Raw genomic sequence first — 24,873 nt, 5'->3', positions numbered from 1 at the left:
GTGTCCGTGCGACCACCACATTCGTGTTGGCACGGTCCGCTCCACCTCCTCACCCCGATGCGGGGACGAGGTCGGTCATCCAGAGGAGACCAAGGAACTGACGATGCCATCGGGGGCTGTTTCTCAACCGACTCCAGCCCGCTGGCGGGCTGGGAGGAAGAAGGAGATGGCCATGCAGATGCTCGTGTCCGCAGGTCGTGGCAGACGGTGGGTGGCGGCAGGTGTTGCCGCTCTCGCAACGACCGCGGGTCTGTTGGCGGGGACGGCCGCGCATGCGGACGATCCGATACCGACGTTCGACTTCGCGGACTGCCCGACCTTGCCCGCCCCGTACGTGAAGGAGGGGTCGATCTGCCTCGAGACGATCGTCACGAGCGGGACGTTCCAACTCGGGAAGTTCAACCAGCAGATCACCTCGCCCATCAAGCTGACGTTCGCGAGCGCACTGAACCCCGACACTCAGCTGTACACCCCGATCTTCGGCAAAATGCAGGCCGACAAGATGCTCGTCCAGCCCGGCATCTTCGGTGACCCGATCGTCACGGCGGTCTATGCCAAGCCGGAGTACGCGGGCGTCTTCGATCAGCCGACCGGGCCGGACTACCACATCACGCTCGGCATGCGGATCCGCCTCACTAATCCGTTCCTCGGCGGTACCTGCGTGATCGGTGACACCGGCAACCCGATCCTGTTGGACCTGACCACAGGCACGACCAACCCGCCCGCGGGTACCGCGCCCATTACCGGTAAGCCCGCGACGATCGTCCAGAGGACGCCATTCGTGATCCGTTCGGCGACCCACGTGGACAACACGTTCTCCGTCCCCGGTGCCGACGGCTGCGCCTTGGACATCGGGCTCGTGAACGCGATCGTCGACGCCCAGGCGGGTGTCCCGTCCGCGGCGGGCAAGAACCAGATGGTCTTCAACGAGTACATCGGCCAGAAGCTCTACACCGCACTCCCTTAGCGCAAAGCCGGCACCAGGGTCGTGCCCGCCGCCACCCGCAGCGAAGGGCACGACTCATCCACCCACACCCCGCGAGGAGAGCAGATGAGAACCAGCAAGTCTGCACGTCGTGCGTTCTGCGCCACCGCTGTGGCCGCTGCCGCGCTGGGCCTGGCGGCGGCGCCTGCTCAGGCCCGTCAGGCCGCGCCGACCGGGATCCCCACCTTCGACTACGCGGACTGTCCGGCGCTCCCCGCGGGAGCGGATGCCCTGAGCTCGTTCTGCTTTGAAGCGATCGCCAGCAGCGAGAGTGTGACGATCGGAAACGTCACCCACCTCATCAACAGCCCGTTCAAGGCCACCTTCGGGAGCCCCTGGTTCGACGATTCGGGATATGGCAGCAACATCTTTGGCGGGCTGCGTACCGAGCCCTTCCAGGTGTCAACTCGGAATGGCGAGCCTGTCTACGCTCGAGTCGAATCTGCGGGTGCCTCTGATCTGACTCCGACCCTGGGCCTGAATCTCAACTTCAAGATCAGGTTCACAGGCGGCGGCCTCGGAAGTAACTGCACGGTCGGGACGGACGGCAATCCCATCTCCGCGCACCTGATCACCGGAACCACCACGCCCCCGTCTCCGTACCAGCCGATCACCGGTGTCCCATGGACGGTGGCCGCGCCCGGGGTGCACCAGGGGACGGTAGTGGACAACACGTTCCCCGTCCCGGCGGCGAGCGGGTGCGGCGACAGCGGCAACGCGTTCCTCAATCAGCTGGGCGGCCTGCCCGCTCCGGCGGGTGCCAGCTCGATCGTCCTGCCGACGTACATGGGGGCGATCTCGTACTCCAAGCTTCCTTAGGCGAGTCACCTCGGCCCACGTTCACCCTTCGGCAAGGAGAACAATGAGACTCAGCAAGACTGCACGTCGCGCCTTCTGCGCCACTGCTGTGGCCGCTGCAAGTCTGGGTATGGCGGTGAGCCCGGCCCATGCGCGCGAAGCAGCGCCAGCCGATGGAATCCCCACCTTCGACTTTGCGGACTGTCCTCCCCTTCTGGAAGGTGCGGATCCCTACAACTCCATATGCTTCGAGGCAGTCGCCAGCAGCGGGAGTGTGACGATCGGGAACGTCACGCATGTCATCGATAGCTCCCTCAAACTGACCTTTGAGGGAGCCACGTTCGAGGATGGCTCCACTCAACAAAAATTCGGCGCACTGCGTGCCGAGCGATTCCAAGTGGCGACTCGGCATGGCGAGCCCGTCTACGCTCAACCGGAATACGCGGGGTCCTTCGAGTTCACTCCGTCTTTGAACCTGAACCTTAGCTTCAAGATCAGGTTCACGGGCGGCGACCTCGGCGGCAACTGCACGGTGGGGACCAACAGCAACCCTATCTCCACGCATCTGATCACCGGCACCACGGCGCCTCCGCCGCCGTATCAGCCGATCAGCGGCGTTCCATGGACGCTCGCAGCGCCAGGTGTTCGCGTTGGGACGGCGGTGGACAACACGTTCCCGGTTGCGACGGCGAGCGGGTGCAGCGACAACGGAAACGCCTTCATCAACCAGCTTGGCGGACTACCTGCCACTGCGGGAGCCAGCACGGTCGTGCTGCCCCTGCACGTGGGGTACGTCCAGTACTCGAAGATCTCGTAAGTCAATTTGGTTCGGCTGCCCTGATCGCCGGGGCAGCCGGGCCAATTCAATTTATGGTTCGTCTATCTTGGTCGGGACGAACCGTCCTACATCGAGGCTCCTGATGCGGTTGAAGAGATCCAGCATAGCCAGCTTTTCATTTCTGACGGTCGCCTCCTCCGGGGCCGCTCTGGTGGTGGGGATGGGCCCGGCTCAGGCGGATATTGGCGCAGATCTGTCCTTCTTGTGTAATGGAAGGACCGGAGCCTGGCCTGTGAAGGTGAACGTCGCTGGCTCGGTGACCGCACCGCGCCGAGGTGCAGGAGTGATCAGCTTCGGCCAGATGACGGTCCGCGTTCGCGCATCGGCCAAGGATCTCAGCGACATGCGCGGGACTCCGGCCGGTAAGGGCAGCGACACCGGAAGCGCCGAGGTTCCTCTGACCACGGCCGCTCGCTTCCTCGTGAGCGCTCAGGCGGGGGGGACTTCTGTCGACGCCGCGTGGCCGACCTTCAATCTCAGCGGGACGGGAGGCGAACTCACCGGAAACGGTGCGGTTCCGGCTCTGGCCGGTGGAACAGGCCAAGTAACCCTGCGTGCGACCGGACTGGTTCTGAACTTGAGCGGGGGAACGGCGGGGGGCCAGACGACGGTTTCCTGCTCCCCGACGAACAATCGTCCGCTCGCCACCGTCGAGATGCCGGCGACGGCATCAACTCCGGGGACTTCCCCTGGTTCCTCTCCTCGCAGCCGGGCCACGACACCCGCAACGACGGCCGCAGGCGCTGATACTTCCTGTGAAGTGCTTCCGGCACCCGGCGAGGACCCAAAGTACGGATTCAATAGCTACCCCGCCCTGGACCGAGTCTTCAAGGAGCCGGGAAGGCCGCCAGGTGATTTTACGGTCGGCCCGATAGGGCGAGGAATCACGTACTGTATTCGCGCGTCCGGATTCAGCAACGTGGGGAAACTGGCCGGTGCGACTCCTGTCGGTGCGCTCACTCTTCTTCGAAGAGCGGTTCGCGCCGGAATACTGACGCAACCAGACGGTGAGCCGGTGAACTACCGTGAACAGTGGGGGTATGCGCTCAACAAGCCGGCGCCCTCGCGATCCGTCCAGCTCAGCCTTGGTTTCATGCCGACTCTTTCGGTGACCGATATGGACCAAGTGGTGCCGCCGGGGAAAGACAGTTCAGGAAATCTATACCCAGTCACGGGAAACGTTCGAACTGATATTGCTCCCGACCCCACGCTGCCCAGCGTGGCCGATGATATGACATTCATTAGTTCTCTCGTCGGCGTGCGTGTTCACGATGTCGCCCTAAACGGCACCCCTCTCTCGGTCGGAGAAAATTGTCGCGCGAAACCGACGCCGCTCAATCTCTCCTCCTTTACTGGAAACGACCAGAGCGGCCGAACAGTCCTCACTCTTGGCTCGACCTTCACTGGACGCGTCGACATTCCCGCCTTCACAGGATGCGGGACCTCTGAGGATCTCAGCCCGCTCTTCACGGCGAGCGTTTCAGGGCCGGGAAACTACGTTCAACTGGAGTCCGCCCCCTGGTGCAGGGTCGTCACCGATCCCAGCGTCTGTGCATCGTCTGAAGAACCCACGACGGTGTCCGTCGCGCCTGGCGGCCAGGTTTCCCTGACGTCCAAGGCGCTGCAAATGATGGACTCTACTGGTACTGAAGGGGTCACCTGCGATGCCGTGACCATACACATGCCCTTGAGGGCAGGGCACTGGAAGCAGAGATTCCTGTTCGGCAAGACGGGCACCGTCGAGTACAAGGGGTGCCAGCTCACAGCGGCGGGTACGACGATTCCGGTTCGCGTGACCGACTCCGGTAGTGGCAAGCTCGGAATGAGCGCTGTGGATACGAACGAGGACGGCACGGTCAATATGGTCATCAGTGGCCTTGTGCCGAAGGTTTCCACGACCCTTGGTGGGAAGCCTTGCACTATTCAGTACGTGAGTAGTGCAGGGGGGTCGGCCCTGGGCGTCCAGGGAGTGTATGACAACGCCTCGCACACTCTGACGCAAACATCTGTTTGGCAGTATCTTCCGCAATTTGGAAGCAGTACCGACTGCCAAGCGGCGGCGAACACCACCCCGGGGTCTACGGGCTCGTTCACTATCAACCCGTTCGTCTTCACGCCGCCTCAGAAGATCACCATGCCCTGACGTGATGCGGCTGCGCGTAGCCCGCCTGGCTAGCAGCCACATCTTTCCGCAAGTCCGACTGTTCAGGGTATTCGGCTATGGAGGCCGGACAAGAGCCCAGTGCGGGTAGAGGCCGCATAGTAGAGCAATTTTCGGGAAGTGTGACCCTGCTTCTTCTACTAGAAGAGTCGCTCACCCTGGAGGTTGAGATGCGTAAGGCTGGAAAGAGTGCTCTGACGTCGGTTTCTCTGGCGGCGACGGCGGTCGTTGCTGTGACCGCTGCTGCGGTGGCCGGGACGTGGACCGTCCTGCCGGGCGGACCGGTGACCGCCGTAAATTACGGAAAGATCACGGCTACGGACATTGCAACTGGCGGGACTGTTAATTGCACGAATTCAAGTGCATCGGCGACGTCTATGTCGGGTTCGGGACTTTCGCCGGACAATCTGGTGTCCATTAATTCGATCAAATTTGACAGTCCGGCCAATCGATTCGGATGGTGCGTGGCGCCAGGCGACATCGCATGGGAAGTGACTGCGCAGAATCTTCCATGGAAATTGAGCGCCGTTGCGGCCAATAGTGATGGAGCGAGTGGAAGAGTCACCGGCGTTGTGCTCTCAAATGTCGGGGACGATGGCTGCCATACTACGTTTGGCGCGCCCGGCGGCGGTCCAGGGCAAATTGATGTCACTTATGTCAATGCTACCCATAGAGTACAGGTCACAGGGACAAATTTGGTCGTGCAATCCATTGACATGAATTGCGATCAGACGCTAATCAACGTGGGAGATGCATTGAAAATAACTGGGTCCTTTGTGATTTCTCCAAGCATGACTGTCACGAGCCCCTGAGTGGAGCTCGGTGGCGACGCTGCTGCCCGGACGGTGCCTGTGGGCATGGCTTGTCGAAGAGGCCGAGGCTGGGCTGGAGTGTGAACTGAGCCACATGTGTACTTGGCTCACCATGCTGAGGTCACGCCATGCTTGAGAAGCGGGTGGTGGCCTTGGTGGTGGCGTCGGGGTCGGCGGTGGTTAGGGCGTCCAGGAGGGTTTCAGGGGATGAGGCGCTGATGAGGATGGTGCCGGTGGCGCGCCAGATGCCGCGGCTGTCCACGTGGACGTCCCAGTGCGGGTAGAGGTCGCGCAGGACAGACGTTAGGAGCGTGCGAGCGCTCACGCGTGCGCGTGTAGGAGCGCCCATACGACTTTGCCTCCCTCTGGGAGACGGGCGAATCCCCATGCGGGGACCATCAGATCCACCATGGCAAGTCCGCGTCCCGTAAGGCCGTCGAGAGTGAGGGGCTGGACGGTAGGGAGTTCGGTGCTTGCGTCCAGTACCTCTATGACGGGGCCCGCGTCCGTGTTGAAAACACGTGTGGTGATGGGATCGCCGTTCCCGGAGCCGTGGCGGTGTGCGTTCGTGGCCAGCTCGGTCACCACCGTGCGCGCGAGGTAGCCGAGGTCGCCGTCGTACGCGTTCTCGGTGAACCAGTCCGCGACGAAGTCGCGAGCGGCCTTGATGGATTCGGGCTCGGACTTGACCTCCAGCACCGCGACGCCGGTCGGCGGCGGAGTCGGCCGGAGTTCGGCTTTTGTGATCATCACGTTGGCCTCGGATCTCTGTCCTGGGGATTTTCGCGTTCTGTCACCATCCAGCCACGGAGCGACGTACGGTAGGCCGCGACTCCTCCGGCAGTCGCACATCACTACCAACCGGATTGCCGGTAGTTCCGGCCCGATCTGGGAGCTCACATGGCGACGAAGAAGCGGATCGACCCCCACCTGCGCCGGTTCGGCGCGAAGATCCAGAGGTACAGGGAAGAGGCTGGGCTCAGCCAGGCCGAAGTGGCCAAGCGGGTGAACGTAACCCGCAGCTACATCGGCCAGGTCGAGCGTGGGATCACCAGATGCCGTAAGGACTTCTCCGAGCGCCTCGGTGCCGCTCTCATGCACCCGGATGAGGTCAGCGAGGCCTGGAATGAGCTGGTCCGGAGTGCGAAGTATCCCCAGTACTTCGAGGACTTTGCATCCCTGGAATCGACTGCCGTGCTCCTGCGGAAGTACTCGGCGGATGTGGTGGACGGCCTGCTTCAGGTCGAGTCCTACGCGCGCGTGCTGCTTCGCGACGAGGACTCGGTGCTCGCGCGAATGAAGCGTCAGGAGATCCTCACTCGGGAGCCGATTCCCACGGTGTGCTTCATCCTCGACGAGTCGGTGTTGTACCGCGAGGTCGGTTCACCGGAAGTCATGAACGGTCAGCTCAGTCATTTGCTCGAAATTTCAGCCTGGGAGAAGGTCTGTCTCCAGGTGGCCCCAACCGCTTACTATCGCGGCGTCAGCGGGTCGTTCTCGATCGCGACCCAGGAAGATCGCGATGAGGCTGCCTACGCTGGCTCGGCGTTTGGTGGCGAGACCTCGGAGGAGGCCGAGCAGCTGATGCTGGTCAACGAGGCGTTCGCCGTGCTCCAGGCTCGGGCGCGCAACGTGGCCGACACGCGGACATTCATCAGGAAGGTGCTTGAGGAGAGATGGACGTGAACAAGGGCCAGTGGCGCAAGTCGTCCTACAGCAGCGACAAGGGGGATGACTGTGTCGAGGTTGCAGGTATGACGTCGAGCATTGCGATCCGAGACAGCAAGGACCCGGATGGTGGCGTTGTGTGTGCCGAGCGCAGTGAGTTCCACGAACTCGTGCGCTGCATCAAGGAAGCCAAGAGGGCTTAGCTTCTGAAGAAGGGCAAATCGTCATGATGGAAGCGAGTGGGCCTCGATGGCGGAAGTCCTCCAGAAGCCACGCTGACGGTGATCAATGCGTGGAGCTTGCTGCCGCGGATGACGGTGTGTTGATTCGGGACAGCAAGGACGTCACTGGGGCTTGGTTGACACTGGACCGATCTGGCCTCCGGGCTGTGATGAACCAGATCAAGACTGCTTAGCGGCTGCTGCTGCCAGTGCGATGACGGGTGAGTGGAGGTTGTGGGGCCGTCTCGTTCGGGACGGCCCCCGAGCCGAGGCTCCGGCGCGGGTCGTCCGTGTTCGCTCCCGCCCTACGTTTGTCTTCGGCTCGGAAGGGCTTCGTCAGGTGCTCTTCCGTCGTCCAACCGGGCCTCGGCGGGGGAGGGGGCAGGTGTATCGACGCTTCGGAGCGTCCGCTGCGGGAGGTCATCGTGTTCTTGGCTGGTGACGGCTGGCGGGAGTTCTTCGACTCCTACTCACGCGATGCCTTCCGGCTCGAGACCCTCTCCCGCTACGGGGTTCCTGAAGAGGATGAGGAGTTCCGCGTCTGGCGTGAGACGGGCCGCCTGGACATCCCCGAGGACGATCCGTGGTTGGCTCGCGTCCGGCACTTCCGAGGGACCGGTCGCGGCATCGGACGCGTCCACGTCCTCACTCGCCCGCTGACGGAGTACCTGCGGTTCGAGTTCGACTTCTACCCGCACAGCTCCAAAGCGGGGGAGGACATCCGGATCCTGGACGTCACCCACCGCCCGAACCCGCTCGCCGGAGCACAGGACTTCTGGCTCTTCGACGACACCCACGTCGTCCTCATGCACTACGCCGACGACGGCACGCAGACCAGCCGCGAACTCCTGGACGACGCCGACCCGGCCCCGTTCATCGAGCTGAAGCGCCTGGCCCTCGCCCACTCCGTCCCCTTCTCGGAGTACCGCGCCGAGTGACCCACGCCCCCACAGATCGGCGACGGACCTCCCACCACCCGGCCCGCAGGCGCGGGCGGCCACCATCCAGCCCCACGTTCACGACTCCCTGCCCATCCCGCAAAGGACCGGAGCCGCAGGTTGAGTCGTGTGACGCGTTCGCGGGGTGCGTTGATCACCAAGATCAGGACGGGCCTCACGCCCTCCGGGATCCGGCCGGCACCGGAACCCGCCCCCTCGAAAGGACGCACCCGACATGAAGCACCCCAAGGCCACCATCGCGGCCGCCGTCGCCACGCTCGTCCTCGTCCTGGTCGGCCTGTCCGGATGCGGCGCCAAGTACACCGAGCCCTTCAAGGACGCCCCGCGCTCCGGCAACGACAACGGCGCCCCCGCCGACCTCATCCGCATGCCGGACGGCTTCAGCAACGCCGCCACCAAATGCGACCACGGCAACCGCATCTACACCGCCTACCACGGCGACGCGCCCTACGGCTCCATCGCCGTCGTCCCCCAAGACCCCACCTGCCGCAACGTCACCCCATGACGCCCGCCCCGGCCCCGCCACGTCACCCCACCCCGGCGGGGCCGGACCACATCCACCCGTCACCCACCACCCGCCGAACCACCGCGGACCTCACCCCGGACACCCACCGACCACCCCCTCCCGCAAGCACCCACCCGCGCCCCCGCACAGCGCCGCCTCCGCGAACGTCGACCGGCTGCCGGATGACAACACCCCAGCCGCGTGAGTGCCCCGAACCAACACGGACGACCCCGGCCTCAGGCCCACATCACCGAAAGAAAGCCAGCTCACCGCGACGATCGCGCCGCCGGATACGCGCACCACTCAAGCCAAGGGACAGGGCCCGCTGCGCCCGGCGCGGACGTCCGGACGTACGTCTCAAGAAGGACGGCCGAACCCGCGAACTTCTGTGTGCTCTCGTGACATCCAGACGCCGGATTCGGGACGTGGGTTCGGCGCAAAGCGGGTCGGATTGGTCACGTCGCGTTGCGCCAACCGCTGGGAGGGCGCTCGCATCTCACCCCGTACAGCGCGATCACGCAGACCGCGCCCCCGAGGTTGGGAGCTCCCCCCCATGCGCAAGATCCTGCTCACCGGTGCGGCAGCGGCGCTCGCGCTCAGCCTGTCGGCCTGCAACATCGACGTCAACGGCAAGGCCACGGCGTCCGAGCCCTCCACCACCGCGTCCGCTCCCAACAGCACCTCCGTCCCGTCCGGCACGCCGTCCCACCACCGCACCGGCACCGGAGGCACCGGCGGGTCGGACTCGGGGCCCTCGGCCCGTCCCTGCGACCCGAACGTGTCGCCCATCCGCAAGGGCGCCTGCCCAATCTCGGTGAAGTCCGGGCCGCTGCGCTACCTGGCCTCCGGCAAGTACACCGTCGGGGACACCGCCTTCTTCACCACCCAGGACACCGTCCTGGTCGTCGCCAGCGGCACCTGCCCCGACGGCACCAGCTCCGGACCCAACATGCACTGCAGCCTCGACGGCATCGACGAGTGGGTCCAGAAGTCCCCCCACAACGTCGTCGTCCACCTCGACCGCGGCAACGCCACCAAGATCCAGGAAACCCAGTAACACCCAGCGCACCAACTGGCCCGCGACCGCCACAGGACCCACCCACCGGGCCCCCAGCACGCGGGCCGTGCGCACATCCAGCCAAGCGCAACAGCCCAACCAGGCCCACACCCGCGAAAAGCCCGGCTCTTGGGGACGGCCGACCGCCGAAGCCCGAGCGGGACGCCCACAAGCAACGCCACGCGGCGAAGCGCGGAATCACCCGCCTCAAGAGCCACCACGCTCCCGCGACCCACCACGACAGACCCACCACCGCTACGCGGCGACGCCGCTGGTCACCGCCATCAACGAGTGGCCGCAGCTGCCACCACTAAGCCAGGCCACCCGCTGAACCAAGCGACCCCGACCCCACGTGATGAGATCAACTGCCATGAGCGAGACGAGACCACCCGCTTCGAACCACGCCGATCTGCTGGCCAGGATGGAGCAGAACCTGGCCGAGCACGCCTGCCACCTGCACCGGCACCTCCCCGGCATGACCGTCACCGACGCGGACGACCTCCTGATCGCCGACAGCGGCCTCGACGACGACACCTTCAACATCGTCGCCATGGCCCGCTTCACCCCGGACACCACCGACGCACGCATCGCCGACACCGTCCGGACGCTGTCCGCCACGGGCCGTCCGTTCTCCTGGTGGGTCGGCCCCGCCTCGACCCCGCAGGACCTCCCCGCCCGCCTGACCGCCGCCGGCCTGGAGATATCCGAACGAGAAGCCGCCATGTGGGCACCCCTGGACGAGACCCCGCCACCGCGGAACCCCACCGGACTCGACATCCGCCCCGTGACGACACCCGATGCCCTCGCCGACTACGCCACCGTCCTGGCGGCGAACTGGGATCCACCCGCCACGACCGTCCAGCGCTTCTTCGCCCTGACCGCGAAACCGGCCCTCGCCGCCGACTGCCCAGCCCACTACCTGGTCGGCTACCTGAACGACCAGCCGGTCTGCTCAGCCGAGGTCTTCCTGCACGCGGGAGTCGCCGGCATCTACAACATCTCCACCCTGACCACTCACCGCTGCCGCGGCTACGGCCAAGCCATCACCCAAGCCACCATGGCCACCGCCCGAGCCCAAGGCCACCACACCGCCGTCCTACAAGCCTCACCGGACGGCCAACCCCTCTACCACCGCCTCGGCTTCCAAACCTCCGCCCACTACACCGAACACCTCATAACCCCCTAACCACCACCATCCCGCCCACCGCCCTCCCACACCCCGCAGCTCCCACTCCCGCCACCCACCGCAGAACCCTCACCCCTCGGCCCCTCGCCGACGCCCATCACCGCGAAGCTCCGCCAGCACAGCGCCGCCCGCCATGCCCCACCCCACGCCCCCGCGCGCCCACGGGAGGCCGCTCCCCACAGCAATGCCGCCCCGCAGAGTGCCCGACGCGGCGCGGCGCCGCCCGGATGAGAAGGGCGAGGAGGACAAGCTGTCAGCGATCTTGCTATTGAGCCACTGACGATCACGGAATTGAGCCACCTGCCATGTGTTCGGGATTGGCTGGCTTCGGTTGAGAGAGTCAGGCTCTGGGGGGCATCGTCCGGACTTGAAGGTTGCTTGGTCGGCCGTGGGGCGAACACAGAACGGCGCGTTCACCGGGCGTGGTGAACGCGCCATGGGCTGGCGATGTGGCGCCTGTTGCCGGTCGGCCTGGTCCAGAGCTGTGGGCATGACGGCCACCGGACGGTGCCCGTGGGGACGAGTGCATTGAGGATGTGGTACCGGTGTATCGATCGCTGCGGTGCAGCCGTCTTCCAGCAGATCCACCGCTTCTGAAGTGTGGAGGAGGCGGACCCGTGGCGTGGGTGGGACTACGAGTCGAAGCCGAGATTGGTTTCGTCATTCCAGCGCAGTGTTGCTCCTTGTTGCGCAAAGGTGTCGAGAACGGCACTCGCCGTCTTCAGGGCAAGCTGCAACGCTTGGACTCCGTCCACTCCATGGGATGCGTACCGGTGCTCTTCGCCTAGGCCGGTAATCTCGAGCAGGCATACGAAGTCCCCATGCTCGTCCTGCTGTGGGTGCCCCAGAAGGACGAGCACTTCGCCGTGCCCACCTTGCCGCTCAAGGATGAGTTTCCGTGTCGCAATCGGTTCCATGGTCCACCGTCCTAGCTGGTCAGCAGGGTGGGTGAGTCCAGTATCCCCGTTCTGATGCAGAACGCTCTGCGCTCCGAAGCGGAGGACCAGCATCGTGCCCGTCCTGCGGCTGTTGGGACCTTCCTGCAACGGGCCGAGTCGCTTTCGTATTGATCGGCGCAATCCGTGCGACTGCACTGCTGGCGAGTCGCGGTCGCAGTGGCGTCCACCGTCGGATGATTAATGGGGACGAATGCAATCAAGGCAACCAGTAAAACCTTAAAGCCTCGGAACATTCAGATCATCCCCTCCTGGTGAGAGCGGTCGTCACATGGCTATTCCTTTCCGTATGTGCCATTCCGGAAACGCTCGGTATGTATTAGGTATCTTGAAGGTGACGGTGTTGGTTGTCATTCGGCGGGTTGTTGCCGCATACCTGCGGACGGCTGGTGATCCGGCCTCCATCAGCATGCTGTGCGTAAACCCGTAGGACCGGCTGGTCGCCTTGAGTGACGCCTGGATCGATTCGCCGGACTCGTACGCGTTCGCGTAGTTCGGTGGTCGGTGCATTGCGCTGACCACCGGTCAGCCGCTTACCGGATGGCGAAGAAGTATCGGTGTCGACGTGGTCACGCCGCTTTCCGGGCCTTCTTGTCGTTGGCCGATTTCGTGGTCGCGGCGTTCGCGCGGGTCGGGCGTTGCTTGGTGCGGTAGCTGGGGCCGTCCAGGATGAGCAGGGTCGGTTTGGTGAAGGAGGCCAGTCGCTTGTCGCGGGTGCCGCGGTGCCGGCCGTTGGTCAGGAACTGCAGCAGGCTGTTGGTGTGGGTGAATCGGACTTTCAGGCCCATCCGTATCGTGATCCGGCCCAGGCCGGGACCCAGTCCCGCCCGCGCCGCCGGGGCAACTTACCGGGCGACGGTGTTGCGCGACACCCCCAGGCTCATGGAGATCTCCCGCGACGACCGGCCGGCCTGCCAGTGCGTCAGAATCTCCACCACGTCGACCATCTCGAACCGTCCCCTCGCCACAGACTCCCCCCCCGGCGTCCTTGAGGACCAATAAGAGGATCTTGGCAACACCATGACGGAGTCCACCCGACACGCCACGCAGAGTGATCCGGCTCAATAGCGTGATCGCGCCCCGGGCAAGTGGCTCAATTCAGTGATCGACAGGCCGTCAACCTGGCTCAATAACGTGATCGTCGACAATGATCGTCGCGCCGAGCAGCTCGTCCTCCTCGGTGAAGTCCACCCGCGCCACGCCCGCGCGGAGTCGAACACCCAGTAGTCGAAGCCCGGCACCCCCTCGGCATCGCGCCGGTCCACGGACCGGATGTCCTCTCCCGTCGCGATGTTGTGCCGCGACAGGTCCAGCCCGAACCGCGCGTAGTCGCTCAGCGGCACTGACACCACCCGGACGCGCTGGAACACCTTCCCGTCCGCCACGGCCTGCCCGACGTCCCGGGTCCAGTTCTGTATCCAGCCCATGTCCTTAGGCTCACCGGCCAGGAAGCGCCGCAAGGGCTCATGCTCGCTCGGCGAGTCGTACCGGTCCCGTACCTCCAGGCGCCGCGCCGTGTGCGCGAAGGTCCGGAACAACTCGACGAACGCCGTCCCACTGACCAACGTCACCCCGTCCTCCAACGTCACCCCACCCTCGCCCGACCTTGATGCTCCGCTCCCTGGCATCGGACGCTCCAAGGGCAACCCTCGGCCATCGGTCAACTGGGAGCGCGGCATGACACTGGATTTCGTGGGTGTTGATCCGGCGAACAGATCATCATGGAGGCGGCCGGTGGGGACTTCGAGCGCGGCAGACGGCGCTTCACTCCTGAGAACCACTCCCGCCCTGCTGAGGACGTAGGGACGCGACGAGAGCAAGCCGAGCTTCGCTGACCTGATGGCGGACGCCACCTCGTCCGCCTTCCACCTGGAACTCACGACCGGCACATCATGGATGACCCTCGCTTCCTGGCCTGGAAGGAGGGACGTTCGCAACCGTCCGTCCCCGCCGGGGGCGCGTTCCAGGACGCCGCTAGGGAAGCCGTGAACCGTGCTGTCGACGTCCGACGCGTCAGGATCGTTTCCGAACCGGTGAACGACTACGTCCGCTGGGAGCACAGCATCACCGCGGACCACAACATCGCGATCGGCGAGGCCGTCCGCTGGCTGCCCAGGCCCCTGTCCTCGACACTGGCCCTCCCCGGCAACCCCTTCTGGATCTTCGACGGCAAACTCGCACGCTTCTCCATCTTCGACGGAGACGGCAACGTCGTCGGCCACCAGTTCAGCAACGACCCCCGCGTGACCGCACTGTGCTCCTCAGCCTTCAAAGCAACATGGCACCTGGCCACCGCCCACCACGACTACACACCCGCCTGAACCTCGGTACCCACCGCGCCCGCCTGTGTTCGGACAACATCATGCAGTGACGTGCATAGCCGTTGACCGGCTCGTTCGAACCCTCCTAGCGTTCTAGTCACGACCACGCATAGCTGGGAGGGCATCCATGGAGGATGTGGAACTGACCCGGATCGCCGGCACCTGCAACCGGGACGACTGTCCGACGTTCTACCGCACCAACCGGGGGACGCTGGCGGTGCAGGGCGACCACCTCAGCGGATATCGGACTCCGGAGGGTGAGGCGGTCGTGGAGATTCCCGAGGAACTGTTGCGGGAGGCCATCCGTGCTCTTGGCTGGTGACGACTGGCGGCAGTTCTTCGACTCCTACGAACACGACGCCTTCCGGCTCGAGACGCTGCCCGTGTACGGCGTCCCGGAAGAAGACGAGGAGTTCCGCGTCTGGCGTGAGACCGGCCGCCTGGACATCCCCGAGGACGATCCGTGGCTCATCCGTGTCCGGCACTACCGCGAGACTGGGCGCGGCATCGGACGCGTGCACGTGCTCACCCGTCCGCTGTCGGAGTACCTGCGGTTCGAGTTCGACTTCTACCCGCAAAGTTCCAAGGCGGGGGAGGACATCCGGATCCTGGACGTCACCGACCGTCCGAACCCGCTCGCCGGAGCCCAGGACTCCTGGCTCTTCGATGACACCCACGTCGTCCTCATGCACTACGCCGACGACGGCACGCAGACCAGCCGCGAACTTCTGGATGCGGCCGATCCTGCTCCATACGTCGAGCTGAAGCGCTTGGCCAACCTCCACTCCGTCCCCTTCTCGGAGTTCCACACCGAGTGACCCTTGACCCCCAACGAGCCGGCGACGACCGCCAAAGGCTGGCTCGTGCCCTGCGAGACCTGCGGCCGAAGCCATCCCGGACACCGTCCGATTCGGCCGGGCCCTCCACGACCTGAGCTTGGGCAACGGCGTGTGCTGGGGCCACTGGCTGAGCAGCTCGACCCACCTCCACCTGGCCCTGATCGCCACGGCCCAGACTTGCCATTGACGTCCAGCGAACCGCTTCGACAAGCAGGGCTCTGGATCCCCTGAATCGGCAACTGTGCAGATGCTCTGGCTGAGGTCGTTCAAGTATTGTGATGGCGTGCCGAATTGCTCAGCGGACAAGATTCGGATGACGGCGCTGCCTGCACCGACCAGGCAAGGGTCGTGGTGGGTCCATTCCTGGACGCTCGAGGCTTCCACTGGAATCAACATCGAGGATTTCCCTCTCCCGGAACCGATCCTTGATTTCAAAGGTGCCACACTTATCACCTTCGAGCCCGGAAATGGTGTGCTCGTGATCAGAGTTCGCGAGCCGGTCGAAGTGATCTCGCCGGCGGCGTTTGTGTACGTCGCCCAGATCGTCACCCTGATCAGAGATGGCTTGGGGGAGGAGCTCGCTGTCAACGGCGACGGGGAGAACCCCCTGTTCAACATGATCAAAAGGTGACGCTCGGGCCTTCTGGCCGGGCTGTCGGCCTGGTGTGGTCCGTCCGCTACCCGCGCGGCTCAATCGTCCCTGGTGGGCGGGGGCGTGGCCGGATGTGGCCACGGCTGCGGCGGCAAATCCCACCTTCTCTCGCGATGCCCCGCAAGTCGCCTTGGCCTCCCGTTCGCCACTGTCGGTGACGATCGGTAGCTTCTCGTGACATGCCAGGACGACGACATGACGGCGTCAGAGCCGTCCTTCAAGCCCACCCCGAACTGTCCAGATGGGCGCTGGCCACGTTCATGGGCACCGAACTCCCCGATACCTTCCAGGTGGTCAGCGGCATGCCGCCCCGTGACCTCCGCACCGACGTCCCTCCCACCAGAGGTCCGGCGCAACAGCCGATCTGCCTCGTCATCAACGAACTCGAGACCGCCCTCGCCGACGGAGAACTCCAGCGCCTCGTCGCGGACGCGGCTGCCTCGTGGCTCCACCGCACCCATGCTGATGAGGGTGTCCACGTGGTGATCTTCACGCCCGACCCGAAGGCGGACGACTTCCCCAGGGAGGTGACCGTCAAGCGCGGGGCCCTCACGCTCACCCTGAATCTCTGCATCGTCGGTCCCAAGCAGATGGCGGAGATCCAGGCCGCCCAGCAGGTCACCGGCAACGAGGTCGTCAGCGAATTCAAGCGCGCCCAGCAGGCCATCGGTGAGGTCCGGGGCGAAGTCAGGGGCCAGGCCAAGGGCAAGGCTCTGGCTGCCCTCCAGATCCTGGAGCACCGTGGCATGAAGGTCTCTGCGGCCATGTGGGCTCGGGCGGAGGCGTGCACCGATCCGGAGCAGGCGGAGCGCTGGTTCAAGCGCTCGTTCGACGTCGAGCGTGCCGAGGATCTGCTGGACTGACTCGATCTGATGGCGGACGGGAGCATGTGCCGTCCGCCATCGGCGTTTCTAGAGCTCGTAGTCCTCGGCGAGTTCGTCCCATGCCAGGTCGGCGATCGCCGTCGCGACGAAGACGGGGACGGGAGTCACGAGATCGTCCTGGAACCACACGACCGTCAGCGACGAGCGATGAAACACCTCGTCCGGGTTCGGGTCGATGTAGTGCGAGGTGAACGAGCCGCGGCAGTAGAACGCGGGCAACTCCTCCACCGGGCCGAACGGCAGGCGCCTGTCCGACTCACCGTCCGGGTAGCGGCGTGGCGGGGTGATCAGGTGGACCGGGGGCCCGGGGTAGGCGGATTCGGGACGCTTCGCCAGTGCCGCCAGCTTGCGATCGTTGATCAGCGCACACGGATACCCCTCCAGCATTCCGCCGTAGGTCGAAGAGATCTGAAGGCTGTCGAGGGAGACCTGGCGTCCCGAGTGGAGCGTGATCGAGGCGAGCGGCATGGCGTCATTGTTCAGGTTTGCCCCCTTCCTGTCGCTGTGTTTTCGCGGTGCGGCCAGCCGAGGGAGTTTCGGAGAGGTCGCAGCGGGCGGATGCGGGGTGACTCAGCAGCGTCGTTCGAAGGCCCGCCCGTGCCACTCGCGCGTCCACGTCGGCGGCTTGCACGGGTTCGGTCGACGCCGGTGGTGCTGGGGGCGGACCTTGACGGTCGTGCCGACGGTGCAGTTCCAGCGGGCCAGCCGCTTCTCGGGTGCCTGGCAGTGCCAGGTGACGGCGTTGCGCAGGATGCCGGGCCTGCGGGCGCGCACGGTGTAGGTGATCACGGCGGTCTGGCCTGGTTGCAGGTCTCCGGCCCAGGTCAGAGAGCTACCCGAGCGGTGGACGGTCCCCGTGGTGGCGCGGACGGGCCCCTTGAGGGAGCCGTTGTCGAGCACATTGGCCAGGTCGTCGGTGATGGTGGCGTCGTGGAAGGTGTATTCGCAGGTGTTGGTGACGCGGATGCGGTAGCGCACCTTGCCTCCGACGGGCACCTTGGTCCTGTCGACGGTCTTGTCCACGGTGAGTTTGTCGTTGGTGCATTGCTCGGGCGGCGGTGGGACGCCGCACGAGTCGGTGCTGTAGGTGAGAGTCGCCTCTCCGTCGCCCTCGCGGACACCGGTGTCGTAGGTGGCTCCGGCAGGGCCGAGGCTTGACCCGCCTCCTCCGCCGCCCGCGTACATGGTGCTGGGCGTTGAAGACCCGCCGGCTCCGCCGCCGTGTGCGCCTCCACCGCCCCCGCCGCCCGTTCCCATGTGCGGGTCCACGAGGTTGACCGCGCCGTCTCCGCCGACCCGTCCCACCGCGTCCCCGCCGGGGATGCCGGGCTGGTCATACTCCGAGATGGGCTCCCCGCCGAAGCCGCCCGCTCCGCCGCTACCACCGGAGGCGCCGCCGCCCCCGCCGCCGGCTGTGATCACGTAGTAGCCGTTGGTGCCGGTTTGGCCGCCGTCGCCGCCTTGGCCCGCCGATCCGCCAGGCCAGCTGCCCGAGCCTCCGCCTCCGCCGCCTGCGATGACGAGCGGCTCGAGGGCAAGGCCGACGGTCGTCGCGCCACCTCCGCCGCCCGCGACGGTGCCATCGCCGGGACGGCGGTCTTCATGGAAGGCGCCGGGCTGACCGCCTCCGCCGTAGCCGCCGTGCGCGGGTGTGCCCGTCATGAGGTCGCCGCCGGTGCCCGCACCGCCGACATCGATCGTCAGCACGTCCCCCGGAGAGACCAGGGCAGTGCCGTGGACCCCACCGCCTCGTCCGCCGGGAGACCCGTAGACGGCGTCGCCGCCCGCGGCTCCGAAGGCGTCCACCGTCAGCTCGCACACTCCCTCAGGGACCGTGAGCGACTGCGGAGCCCCGGTGTAGCCGAACGTTCGGGTGCCCTCTTGCGCCCGCGCGTCGACCGGCACGAGCGCCAGAGACGCGGTCATCGTGGCGCCCACGGCCAGCGAGAGCCACCGAGAGTCAAAGGTGATCACATACAGCAACGTAGGTCTGATCAAGTCACGTCCCGGCACTTCTCCGGCAATGATCTCCCCATGCCGTCGAGCAGGGCCGGGAGGGAACTCGACCCCTTCCTCACCAAAGGGTGTTGATCACCGCAGCCGCTATGGCGGAGGATGCGCGCGAGGCGGCGTCACAAGGAGGACGGGTGGACGACACAGAGGTGCGCACCGAGCTGGAGCGGGTGCAGGGTCAGCTTTCCGAGGAGGAGAGCGTCCCGAACCCCGATCTCCAAGCGAACCTGCGACGGATGAACCTGCACCTTCGGGCCGCATGGCTGCTCGTCGCGGACGGACGGTACGACGACGCCGTCAAGGCCGCCGAGGCCGGGAACCGCGCCCGAAGCGCGGCGATGGCGGCGTCCTCCGGACCGGCCTACGGCGGGGCCGTCTCGTGGCAGGCGTGCGAGGTCGAAGCCGTCACCTGGCTCGCCCGCGGCAAGTGGCGGCGCGCGGAGAAGGCCGCGCAGCGGGCGCTCAGCGACTTCGACGAGCAGGTCGACAACTACCGCCTCCTCGAACTCGCACTCCAAGGCCAGGGCAAGCTTCCCGCCGACCGGGTCTGGAAGGAGGCCGAGGACCCGGCCCGCGACCTGGCCGAGTTCGACGCCCGCCGCTACGCGATCAAGAAGCTCAACCCCTGAGCCGCGGCGGTAGCGTCCACGTGTGATCACGAAGGCGCTGGCCAAGAACGTCGTCGAGGTGTGGGGCGCGGACGGCGAGCGGTGGCTGAACGACCTGCCCGCCACGCTCGCCGCCGTCGCCCGCGATTGGGAACTGACGCTCGGCGAGCCGTACGAGCTCTCCTACCACTACGTGACCAGGGCGGACGCGTCGGACGGCACACCCGCCGTCCTCAAACTCGGCCTCCCGAACGCCGAGTCGCTCGCGGGCGAGATCCCGACCCTCCGAGCCTTCGACGGGCGCGGGGCCGTCCGCGTCCTCCGGGACGACCTGGCCCGCGGTGCGCTGCTCCTCGAACGTGCGACGCCCGGCACGCGCCTGCGTGACCTCGTCCCGAACCGCGACGAGGAAGCCACATCCGCGCTGGTCAGCGCCATGCGTCGACTCCACGTCCCGCCTCCGCCCGGCTGCCCGCTTCCGGACGCGATCACCCAGGTCAGCGCCTTCGACGACTACGCGTCCAGGCTCGGCGAGAGCGGCCCGCTGCCGCTCGACTTCGTCGTCCGCGCGGGCGGCCTCATGCGCGAACTGTGCTCGGACGCGACCGAACGCGTCGTCCTGCACGGCGATCTGCACCACGACAACGTCCTCAGCGGAACGCGCGAACCCTGGCTCGCCATCGACCCGCACGGCCTCGTCGGCGACCCCGGCTACGACATCGGCGCCTTCCTCTACAACCCAGACCCGGACGACCGGGACGAAGCGCTCACCGCCCTCGTCCCGGCCCGCGTCGAACAGGTCGCCGACGAACTCGACCTTCCCCTCGACCGCGTGATCGCCTGGGGATTCGTCAAAGCCGTCATGTCGGACGTCTGGACGGCCGAGGACTGGAACCCCGGCGACACCCGGTCCCCGCTCAGCCGCGCCCACGACGTCGCCCGCCTACTCCACCCACGCCTCAGCTGAGCCTGAGCCCGACGCGGTCGCGCCCAGGCCCGGGGGAGCGTCCGGGAGCACCTCGGCCCAGACGGTGACCCACCTCCGATCGCCACCCACCGGACGCGCCGGACGCGCCGGACGCGCCGGACGCAGGATCGCCTCCAGCTCCTACTCCGACTCATCCTCGTGCATGACGACTGGCGGATGCCCCAGCTCGCCCGCGACCAACCCCGCGTACTCGGCGAAGTGCCGGACCTCCTCGTTCTCGTGGTCGAGCGCGCGTTGCAGCAGGTCGAGGGTCTCGCCGTCCGGACGCGCCCCGCCCGTCGCCATCAGCAGTGCGACCAAGGCCTGCGGCGCTTCGGTGAACGAGTCCACGAGCTGCGCCCGGAGCATCTGCTCGCTCCACGCCGACATGTGCTCGCCGACAGCCGACCGGATCGCGGCCGCACGCTCGGCGGTGTCCGCCCGGACGAACACCGCCTTGACCCCGACCTCGTCGCATTCCACCTCCATCAGGAGGTTGTCGCCCGCCTTCCACACCGCCGCGAGCGTCTCGCCGCCGAACCCGCCCGACCCGTACTCCTCGAACGTCAACGCCGTCGCGGACGCGATCGCGGCGAGCAGCGCGTCGTCCACCTCGTCCTCAACCCGGATGACCAGGGCACACCAGTACCGGCCGCCCTCCACGGTCTGAAGCATCGTTCATCCACCTTCGGGAGCCCGAAAAGCCGTCAGCGTAGTGACGCGTGGCGCTCCGTGAGGGACGAATCGCCCGATCGTCAAGAGGTCTTGACGTCAAGGCATCCTGACGCGCATGCTCGGACCCATGGGAACCGTGGACGAGCTCGAGAAGCAGCACACGCTGGTGACCGCCGTCGCCCGCTTCGACGACCTGCGCACCCGCGAAGCCCTCGCGGACGACGCGCTCACCAAACCGGAGGCCCTCGAACTCCTCGCCCTCGGCGAGGTCATCGCCCGCAAGGCCGGGTACGGACGCCAGCTCACCGTCCGGACGGCCCGCCGCGCAGGCGCGTCCTGGTCGCAGATCGGCGGGGCGCTCGGCACCACCAAGCAGGCCGCCTGGGAAGCCCACCAGCGCTGGATCGACGACCAGGCCAAGCGTCCCGAACCCGGCCACCTGGGCTGGGACGACGACGAACTCGCCGCCGCCCGAACCCTCGCAGGCGACGCTTAGGCGTCACGCCAGCGGAACAGCAGGGCGCCGAGGCAGAGGCAAGCCAGGGCGTACAGGGCCAGTACGCCCAGCCCATGCCAGGGGGACAGCGGCAGTGCCGCGAGGTTCTTGGTCGCCTGCACCGACAGGCCCGCCTTCATCGGCGCGTACTTCTCCAGCCGCCACTTCCAGTGGTCGGACGACAGCAACCGCGTCAGGACCGGCACCGCGTACAGGACGCTCAGCACCACCATGATCGCGACCCCGGAGTCGCGCAGCGCCGTCGCCAGCCCGAGACTCAGCAGGGCGATCAGGCCCAGGTAGAGGACGGTCCCTGCGGCGGCGCGCAGCGTCGAGCCGTCCGTGAGCGGGAACGAGTCGAACCCGTCCGACGACAGGACGACCCGTCCGACCAGCAGCGATCCGACGACCCCCAGAACCCCGACGACACAGGCGAGGCCCGAGACCACCACCGACTTGGCCGCGAAGACCCGCAGCCGCCGGGGCATCGCGACCAGCGTCGGCCCGATCGTGCCCGACCCGTACTCGGCGCCGACCACGAGGCAGGCGAGGACGACCATCGTCGCCTGCCCGTACTGGACGCCGCCCAGCACCAGCTTCGGCAGATCCTGCGGGCCATCGGAGGCCCTCGTCCCGGCCGTGACGAGCGCGCCGACCAGCACGGTGAGCGCGCACGTCGCGAGCAGCAGCCACGCCGTGCTGGACAGCGTCCGCAGCTTCGTCCACTCGGCGTGCAGCTCCCGAGTCATACGGCGTTCCTTCCAGGCCACGGGCCTCCGCGAGTCACGCGTCCCTCCGGCGCAGCAGCCACCACGCGAGCAGCATCGCGCCCAGCACGTACAGGCACGGGACGGCCAGACCGGCCCACGGCGAGAGCGGATAGCAGCCGTCGTCCGGCAGGCAGAGGTCCGACGTGAACGAGTAGTGCGGCTCGCTCTGCTGGACGGCGAACCCGGCCGCCGGCGTGACGCTCAGCAGGAACCGGGCCGCGCCGAGCGGCAGCGCGCCCGCCAGGATCTGCGGGACCAGCACCACGACCAGCACCAGCGCGATCGCCGCCGCGCTGTGCCGGAACACCGCCCCGAGCGCCATCGCGAGGACGGCCACCAGCGCGACCAGCAGCGCCGACCCGATGATCGCCCGCAGCGCGGTCGGATCCGAGAGGCCCCACTTCGGGAAGCCCGGCGGCCTGAACCCGGACGCCCGCATCTTCGACTGCCCCAGAGGGAACGCCACCGCCAGTGCGACCGCCGACAGGACGAACACCGTCGTGCCCAGCACCAGCGCCTTCGCCACCAGCACCCCGCCGCGCCGGGGAAGCGCGGTGAACGTCGTCCGGACGAGCCCGTGCCGGAACTCCGACGTCATCGACAGCGAACCCACCGCGACCACCACGAGCAGCCCGAAGAGCGCTCCCTGCAGGCCCTGCTGCACGAGGTCCGAGCCGCGCGGTCTCGGGCCGATCTCACCCGAACCGGTCACTGTGATCATTCCGGCGGCGATCGTCGAGCCGTCCTTCACGCCCGACGAACCGCCGCCGCCACCGCCGCTTCCGGGGTGGCCGACGCCAGGGATGTCGAACACGGGGGAGTGGCCGACGGCCGTGCCCGTCCACTTGCCGGGGATCCCGCCGGTGACGGTCACGTTGTCGAAGGTCCCGACCCCGTGCGCGGGAACGTCCGTAACGCCCAGCGACCCGATGTTCCGCTCGAACTCGCTGTGCTGGGGAGACGTCGAGAACACTCCGACCTGCGCGTTCGCGGTGATCCCACGCACCGTCACGCTGCCCGCCTTCGTCCACGTCGTGCCGTCGGACGACACGTACGCCGTGAACCGCGACCCCGCGCGTGTCAGCCGCAGCCACGCGCCGCTCGCCGACACCGCCTTGTCGTGACTGAAGTCGTTCTGCAGCCGTACGCCGTGCCCGACCGTCGACAGCAACGCGACATAGGACGCGCCGGGCTCCAGACCGTCCTTCACCATGATCCCGGCCTTCGCCCACGGCTCCGTCTTGGCTCGCGGCGCCCCGTCCTCCACCAGGCTCTTCAGCGACGCCAGGTGCGCCGTGATCGTCCCGTCCCCGTTCATCTCCTGATGGACGAACTGGAACGCGTCCCGCACCACCTTCCCGTCCGGGCCCTTCGGCGGAACGTCACCCGGGCCGCCCGCGTGCTGCACGCTCCCGCCGGCCGCCCCGAGCAGCGTCATCACCACCATCGCGACCGCCGCCGCGAGCAGCGTCAGCATCCACCGGCGGACCGTCCGCAGCTTCGTCCACTCGGCCCTGACCTGCCGGAACAGCAAAGTGCTCATGCCGCACCCCCCGGCGCGGCCTGGAACTCGGCGGCGTCGCGCGTCAGTTCCATGTACGCCTCCTCCAGCGTCGCGCGATGCGCGCTGACCTCGGTGAACGGCACCCGGGACGCGCCCAGCGCCGCCACCGTCGCCTCCGCGCCCAAACCGGTCACGGTCAGGGCGTCCGTGCCGACCGACGCGACCGTCCCGCCCGCGCGGCTCAGCACGGCCATCGCGTCGGCGGGAGCGGACGTTCGCAGCGCCACCCGCCCGCCGGACGCCGCCGCCAGCAGCTCAGGGACGCTCGTGTCCGCGATGATCCGGCCCCGGCCGATCACGACGAGGCGATCGGCGGTGTCCTCCAGCTCGCCCATCAGGTGACTCGACACCAGGACCGCGCGGCCCTCGGCGGCGAGCGACCGCAGCAGCCCGCGGATCCACACGATGCCCTCCGGGTCGAGGCCGTTGACCGGCTCGTCCAGCATCAGGATCCTTGGATCGCCGAGCAGCGCCGCCGCGATCCCGAGCCGCTGCCGCATGCCGAGCGAGTACCCGCCGACACGGCGCTTTCCCGCGCCACCCGCGAGTCCCACCTGCTCCAGCACCTCGTTCAGGCGGCGCTTCGGGAGCCCGGCGGCGTTCGCGATCCACAGCAGGTGGTCGCGTCCGCGGCGTCCGGGGTGCACGGCGGACGCGTCCAGCATCGCGCCGACCGCGCGCAGCGGATCGCGCAGCGAACGGTACGGACGGCCCCCGACGAGCGCCCGTCCGCCGTCCGCCGCGTCCAGTCCGAGGATGACCCGCATCGTCGTGGACTTCCCGGCGCCGTTCGGTCCCACGAATCCGGTCACCAGACCGGGCCGCACGGTGAACGACACTCCGTCCAGTGCGCTGACCTGCCCGTACTGCTTTCGCAGGCCGTCGACTTCTATCTCCATGCTCAACGACGCTAGGCGTGGCGGCGGGAGCGGCGCGTC

33 protein-coding genes are annotated in these 24,873 nt (G+C 67.0%); 20 read left to right on the top strand and 13 right to left on the bottom strand.

The annotated features are described in order from the left end of the window. The first annotated feature begins 172 nt into the window (after nt 1-172). The 5 genes from AB0L06_RS20920 to AB0L06_RS20900 all read left to right on the top strand — a co-directional run bounded on the left by AB0L06_RS20920 (nt 173) and on the right by AB0L06_RS20900 (nt 5,594). Nucleotides 173-967, top strand: a complete 795-nt coding sequence (locus AB0L06_RS20920) for a hypothetical protein (protein WP_500232707.1) — start codon at nt 173-175, stop codon at nt 965-967. An 84-nt stretch (nt 968-1,051) separates the two neighbouring features. Continuing rightward, nucleotides 1,052-1,804, top strand: coding sequence for a hypothetical protein (locus tag AB0L06_RS20915; RefSeq protein WP_500232706.1), 753 nt, complete (start codon nt 1,052-1,054; stop codon nt 1,802-1,804). Nucleotides 1,805-1,847: 43 nt separating this feature from the next. Further along, complete coding sequence (locus tag AB0L06_RS20910) at nt 1,848-2,600, top strand: hypothetical protein (protein WP_500232705.1); 753 nt, start codon at nt 1,848-1,850, stop codon at nt 2,598-2,600. 1,036 nt (nt 2,601-3,636) lie between these two features. After that, complete coding sequence (locus AB0L06_RS20905) at nt 3,637-4,764, top strand: hypothetical protein (protein ID WP_500232704.1); 1,128 nt, start codon at nt 3,637-3,639, stop codon at nt 4,762-4,764. 140 nt (nt 4,765-4,904) lie between these two features. Continuing rightward, complete coding sequence (locus AB0L06_RS20900) at nt 4,905-5,594, top strand: hypothetical protein (protein WP_500232703.1); 690 nt, start codon at nt 4,905-4,907, stop codon at nt 5,592-5,594. Between the two features lie 121 nt (nt 5,595-5,715). Here the strand turns inward: AB0L06_RS20900 and AB0L06_RS20895 are convergent, their stop codons facing one another. Then, a complete protein-coding gene (locus tag AB0L06_RS20895; RefSeq protein WP_500232702.1) occupies nt 5,716-5,919 on the bottom strand; it encodes a hypothetical protein in 204 nt (67 codons plus the stop codon). Then, nucleotides 5,916-6,344 carry an ATP-binding protein gene (locus AB0L06_RS20890; RefSeq protein ID WP_500232701.1) on the bottom strand — a complete coding sequence of 143 codons (429 nt, stop codon included), beginning with the start codon at nt 6,342-6,344 and terminating at the stop codon, nt 5,916-5,918. The genes AB0L06_RS20895 and AB0L06_RS20890 overlap by 4 nt, the downstream gene beginning before the upstream one ends. 150 nt (nt 6,345-6,494) lie before the next feature. Here AB0L06_RS20890 and AB0L06_RS20885 point away from each other — a divergent pair, with 150 nt between their 5' ends. The 7 genes from AB0L06_RS20885 (at nt 6,495) to AB0L06_RS20855 (ending at nt 11,190) form a co-directional block, all read left to right on the top strand. After that, the gene (locus AB0L06_RS20885; protein WP_500232700.1) at nt 6,495-7,280 is read left to right on the top strand and encodes a helix-turn-helix domain-containing protein; all 786 of its coding nucleotides are present in this window, start codon (nt 6,495-6,497) and stop codon (nt 7,278-7,280) included. Next, nucleotides 7,271-7,465 (top strand): DUF397 domain-containing protein, encoded by a 195-nt coding sequence (locus tag AB0L06_RS20880; RefSeq protein ID WP_500232699.1) that lies wholly within the window; start codon nt 7,271-7,273, stop codon nt 7,463-7,465. Before AB0L06_RS20885 ends, AB0L06_RS20880 begins: the two co-directional genes overlap by 10 nt. 23 nt (nt 7,466-7,488) lie before the next feature. Next, nucleotides 7,489-7,677 carry a DUF397 domain-containing protein gene (locus AB0L06_RS20875; protein WP_500232698.1) on the top strand — a complete coding sequence of 63 codons (189 nt, stop codon included), beginning with the start codon at nt 7,489-7,491 and terminating at the stop codon, nt 7,675-7,677. Between the two features lie 231 nt (nt 7,678-7,908). Next, entirely contained in the window at nt 7,909-8,421 is a 513-nt protein-coding gene (locus AB0L06_RS20870) for a DUF6879 family protein (RefSeq protein WP_500232697.1), read from the top strand. A 235-nt stretch (nt 8,422-8,656) separates the two neighbouring features. Further along, entirely contained in the window at nt 8,657-8,947 is a 291-nt protein-coding gene (locus AB0L06_RS20865; protein ID WP_500232696.1) for a hypothetical protein, read from the top strand. A gap of 553 nt (nt 8,948-9,500) precedes the next feature. Next, a complete protein-coding gene (locus AB0L06_RS20860) occupies nt 9,501-10,004 on the top strand; it encodes a hypothetical protein (RefSeq protein ID WP_500232695.1) in 504 nt (167 codons plus the stop codon). Nucleotides 10,005-10,374: 370 nt separating this feature from the next. After that, the gene (locus AB0L06_RS20855) at nt 10,375-11,190 is read left to right on the top strand and encodes a GNAT family N-acetyltransferase (protein WP_500232694.1); all 816 of its coding nucleotides are present in this window, start codon (nt 10,375-10,377) and stop codon (nt 11,188-11,190) included. Between the two features lie 632 nt (nt 11,191-11,822). Here AB0L06_RS20855 and AB0L06_RS20850 read toward each other — a convergent pair. From AB0L06_RS20850 to AB0L06_RS20830, 5 genes are all read right to left on the bottom strand, one after another. Next, nucleotides 11,823-12,107, bottom strand: a complete 285-nt coding sequence (locus tag AB0L06_RS20850; RefSeq protein ID WP_500232693.1) for a DUF6968 family protein — start codon at nt 12,105-12,107, stop codon at nt 11,823-11,825. A 306-nt stretch (nt 12,108-12,413) separates the two neighbouring features. Beyond that, the gene (locus tag AB0L06_RS20845; RefSeq protein ID WP_500232692.1) at nt 12,414-12,656 is read right to left on the bottom strand and encodes a helix-turn-helix domain-containing protein; all 243 of its coding nucleotides are present in this window, start codon (nt 12,654-12,656) and stop codon (nt 12,414-12,416) included. A 59-nt stretch (nt 12,657-12,715) separates the two neighbouring features. Further along, entirely contained in the window at nt 12,716-12,946 is a 231-nt protein-coding gene (locus AB0L06_RS20840; RefSeq protein WP_500232900.1) for an ATP-binding protein, read from the bottom strand. A 45-nt stretch (nt 12,947-12,991) separates the two neighbouring features. Next, nucleotides 12,992-13,114: a hypothetical protein gene (locus tag AB0L06_RS20835; protein ID WP_500232691.1), complete on the bottom strand. Its 123-nt coding sequence runs from the start codon at nt 13,112-13,114 to the stop codon at nt 12,992-12,994. 93 nt (nt 13,115-13,207) lie between these two features. After that, entirely contained in the window at nt 13,208-13,729 is a 522-nt protein-coding gene (locus AB0L06_RS20830) for a DUF6879 family protein (RefSeq protein WP_500232690.1), read from the bottom strand. Between the two features lie 309 nt (nt 13,730-14,038). Here AB0L06_RS20830 and AB0L06_RS20825 point away from each other — a divergent pair, with 309 nt between their 5' ends. From AB0L06_RS20825 to AB0L06_RS20805, 5 genes are all read left to right on the top strand, one after another. Beyond that, nucleotides 14,039-14,467: a DUF6879 family protein gene (locus AB0L06_RS20825; RefSeq protein WP_500232689.1), complete on the top strand. Its 429-nt coding sequence runs from the start codon at nt 14,039-14,041 to the stop codon at nt 14,465-14,467. Nucleotides 14,468-14,594: 127 nt separating this feature from the next. Then, nucleotides 14,595-14,789 carry a hypothetical protein gene (locus AB0L06_RS20820; protein ID WP_500232688.1) on the top strand — a complete coding sequence of 65 codons (195 nt, stop codon included), beginning with the start codon at nt 14,595-14,597 and terminating at the stop codon, nt 14,787-14,789. After that, nucleotides 14,773-15,285, top strand: a complete 513-nt coding sequence (locus tag AB0L06_RS20815; protein ID WP_500232687.1) for a DUF6879 family protein — start codon at nt 14,773-14,775, stop codon at nt 15,283-15,285. Before AB0L06_RS20820 ends, AB0L06_RS20815 begins: the two co-directional genes overlap by 17 nt. Nucleotides 15,286-15,619: 334 nt before the next feature. Next, on the top strand, nt 15,620-15,937 hold the full coding sequence (locus AB0L06_RS20810; protein WP_500232686.1) for a hypothetical protein: 318 nt from the start codon (nt 15,620-15,622) through the stop codon (nt 15,935-15,937). A gap of 200 nt (nt 15,938-16,137) precedes the next feature. Then, complete coding sequence (locus AB0L06_RS20805; RefSeq protein ID WP_500232685.1) at nt 16,138-16,821, top strand: hypothetical protein; 684 nt, start codon at nt 16,138-16,140, stop codon at nt 16,819-16,821. A gap of 48 nt (nt 16,822-16,869) precedes the next feature. On the opposite strand, the gene AB0L06_RS20800 is transcribed toward AB0L06_RS20805, so the two are convergent. Together AB0L06_RS20800 and AB0L06_RS20795 are read right to left on the bottom strand one after the other, a co-directional pair. Then, nucleotides 16,870-17,310, bottom strand: coding sequence for a hypothetical protein (locus AB0L06_RS20800; RefSeq protein WP_500232684.1), 441 nt, complete (start codon nt 17,308-17,310; stop codon nt 16,870-16,872). Between the two features lie 102 nt (nt 17,311-17,412). Then, nucleotides 17,413-18,768 carry a DUF7927 domain-containing protein gene (locus AB0L06_RS20795; protein WP_500232683.1) on the bottom strand — a complete coding sequence of 452 codons (1,356 nt, stop codon included), beginning with the start codon at nt 18,766-18,768 and terminating at the stop codon, nt 17,413-17,415. A gap of 221 nt (nt 18,769-18,989) precedes the next feature. Between AB0L06_RS20795 and AB0L06_RS20790 the strand changes: the two genes are divergently transcribed. Together AB0L06_RS20790 and AB0L06_RS20785 are read left to right on the top strand one after the other, a co-directional pair. After that, nucleotides 18,990-19,484, top strand: coding sequence for a hypothetical protein (locus tag AB0L06_RS20790; RefSeq protein ID WP_500232682.1), 495 nt, complete (start codon nt 18,990-18,992; stop codon nt 19,482-19,484). Between the two features lie 22 nt (nt 19,485-19,506). Next, the gene (locus AB0L06_RS20785) at nt 19,507-20,430 is read left to right on the top strand and encodes an aminoglycoside phosphotransferase family protein (protein ID WP_500232681.1); all 924 of its coding nucleotides are present in this window, start codon (nt 19,507-19,509) and stop codon (nt 20,428-20,430) included. A 141-nt stretch (nt 20,431-20,571) separates the two neighbouring features. Here AB0L06_RS20785 and AB0L06_RS20780 read toward each other — a convergent pair whose 3' ends face one another. After that, nucleotides 20,572-21,105 (bottom strand): hypothetical protein, encoded by a 534-nt coding sequence (locus AB0L06_RS20780; RefSeq protein ID WP_500232680.1) that lies wholly within the window; start codon nt 21,103-21,105, stop codon nt 20,572-20,574. 115 nt (nt 21,106-21,220) lie between these two features. Between AB0L06_RS20780 and AB0L06_RS20775 the strand changes: the two genes are divergently transcribed. Next, nucleotides 21,221-21,601, top strand: a complete 381-nt coding sequence (locus tag AB0L06_RS20775; protein ID WP_500232679.1) for a hypothetical protein — start codon at nt 21,221-21,223, stop codon at nt 21,599-21,601. Here AB0L06_RS20775 and AB0L06_RS20770 read toward each other — a convergent pair. The 3 genes from AB0L06_RS20770 to AB0L06_RS20760 are packed head-to-tail and all read right to left on the bottom strand — an operon-like array spanning nt 21,598 to nt 24,834. Beyond that, nucleotides 21,598-22,350: a DUF2705 family protein gene (locus AB0L06_RS20770; RefSeq protein ID WP_500232678.1), complete on the bottom strand. Its 753-nt coding sequence runs from the start codon at nt 22,348-22,350 to the stop codon at nt 21,598-21,600. The two genes, AB0L06_RS20775 and AB0L06_RS20770, sit on opposite strands and share 4 nt — an antisense overlap. Nucleotides 22,351-22,384: 34 nt before the next feature. Beyond that, nucleotides 22,385-23,914 (bottom strand): DUF1349 domain-containing protein, encoded by a 1,530-nt coding sequence (locus AB0L06_RS20765; RefSeq protein ID WP_500232677.1) that lies wholly within the window; start codon nt 23,912-23,914, stop codon nt 22,385-22,387. After that, on the bottom strand, nt 23,911-24,834 hold the full coding sequence (locus tag AB0L06_RS20760) for an ABC transporter ATP-binding protein (protein WP_500232676.1): 924 nt from the start codon (nt 24,832-24,834) through the stop codon (nt 23,911-23,913). Before AB0L06_RS20760 ends, AB0L06_RS20765 begins: the two co-directional genes overlap by 4 nt. Between the last annotated feature and the right edge of the window lie 39 nt (nt 24,835-24,873).

This window comes from Spirillospora sp. NPDC052269 (genome assembly GCF_040679435.1).
Classification (GTDB): Bacteria; Actinomycetota; Actinomycetes; order Streptosporangiales; family Streptosporangiaceae; genus Spirillospora.
This window is presented reverse-complemented; position numbering and strand designations above follow the sequence as displayed.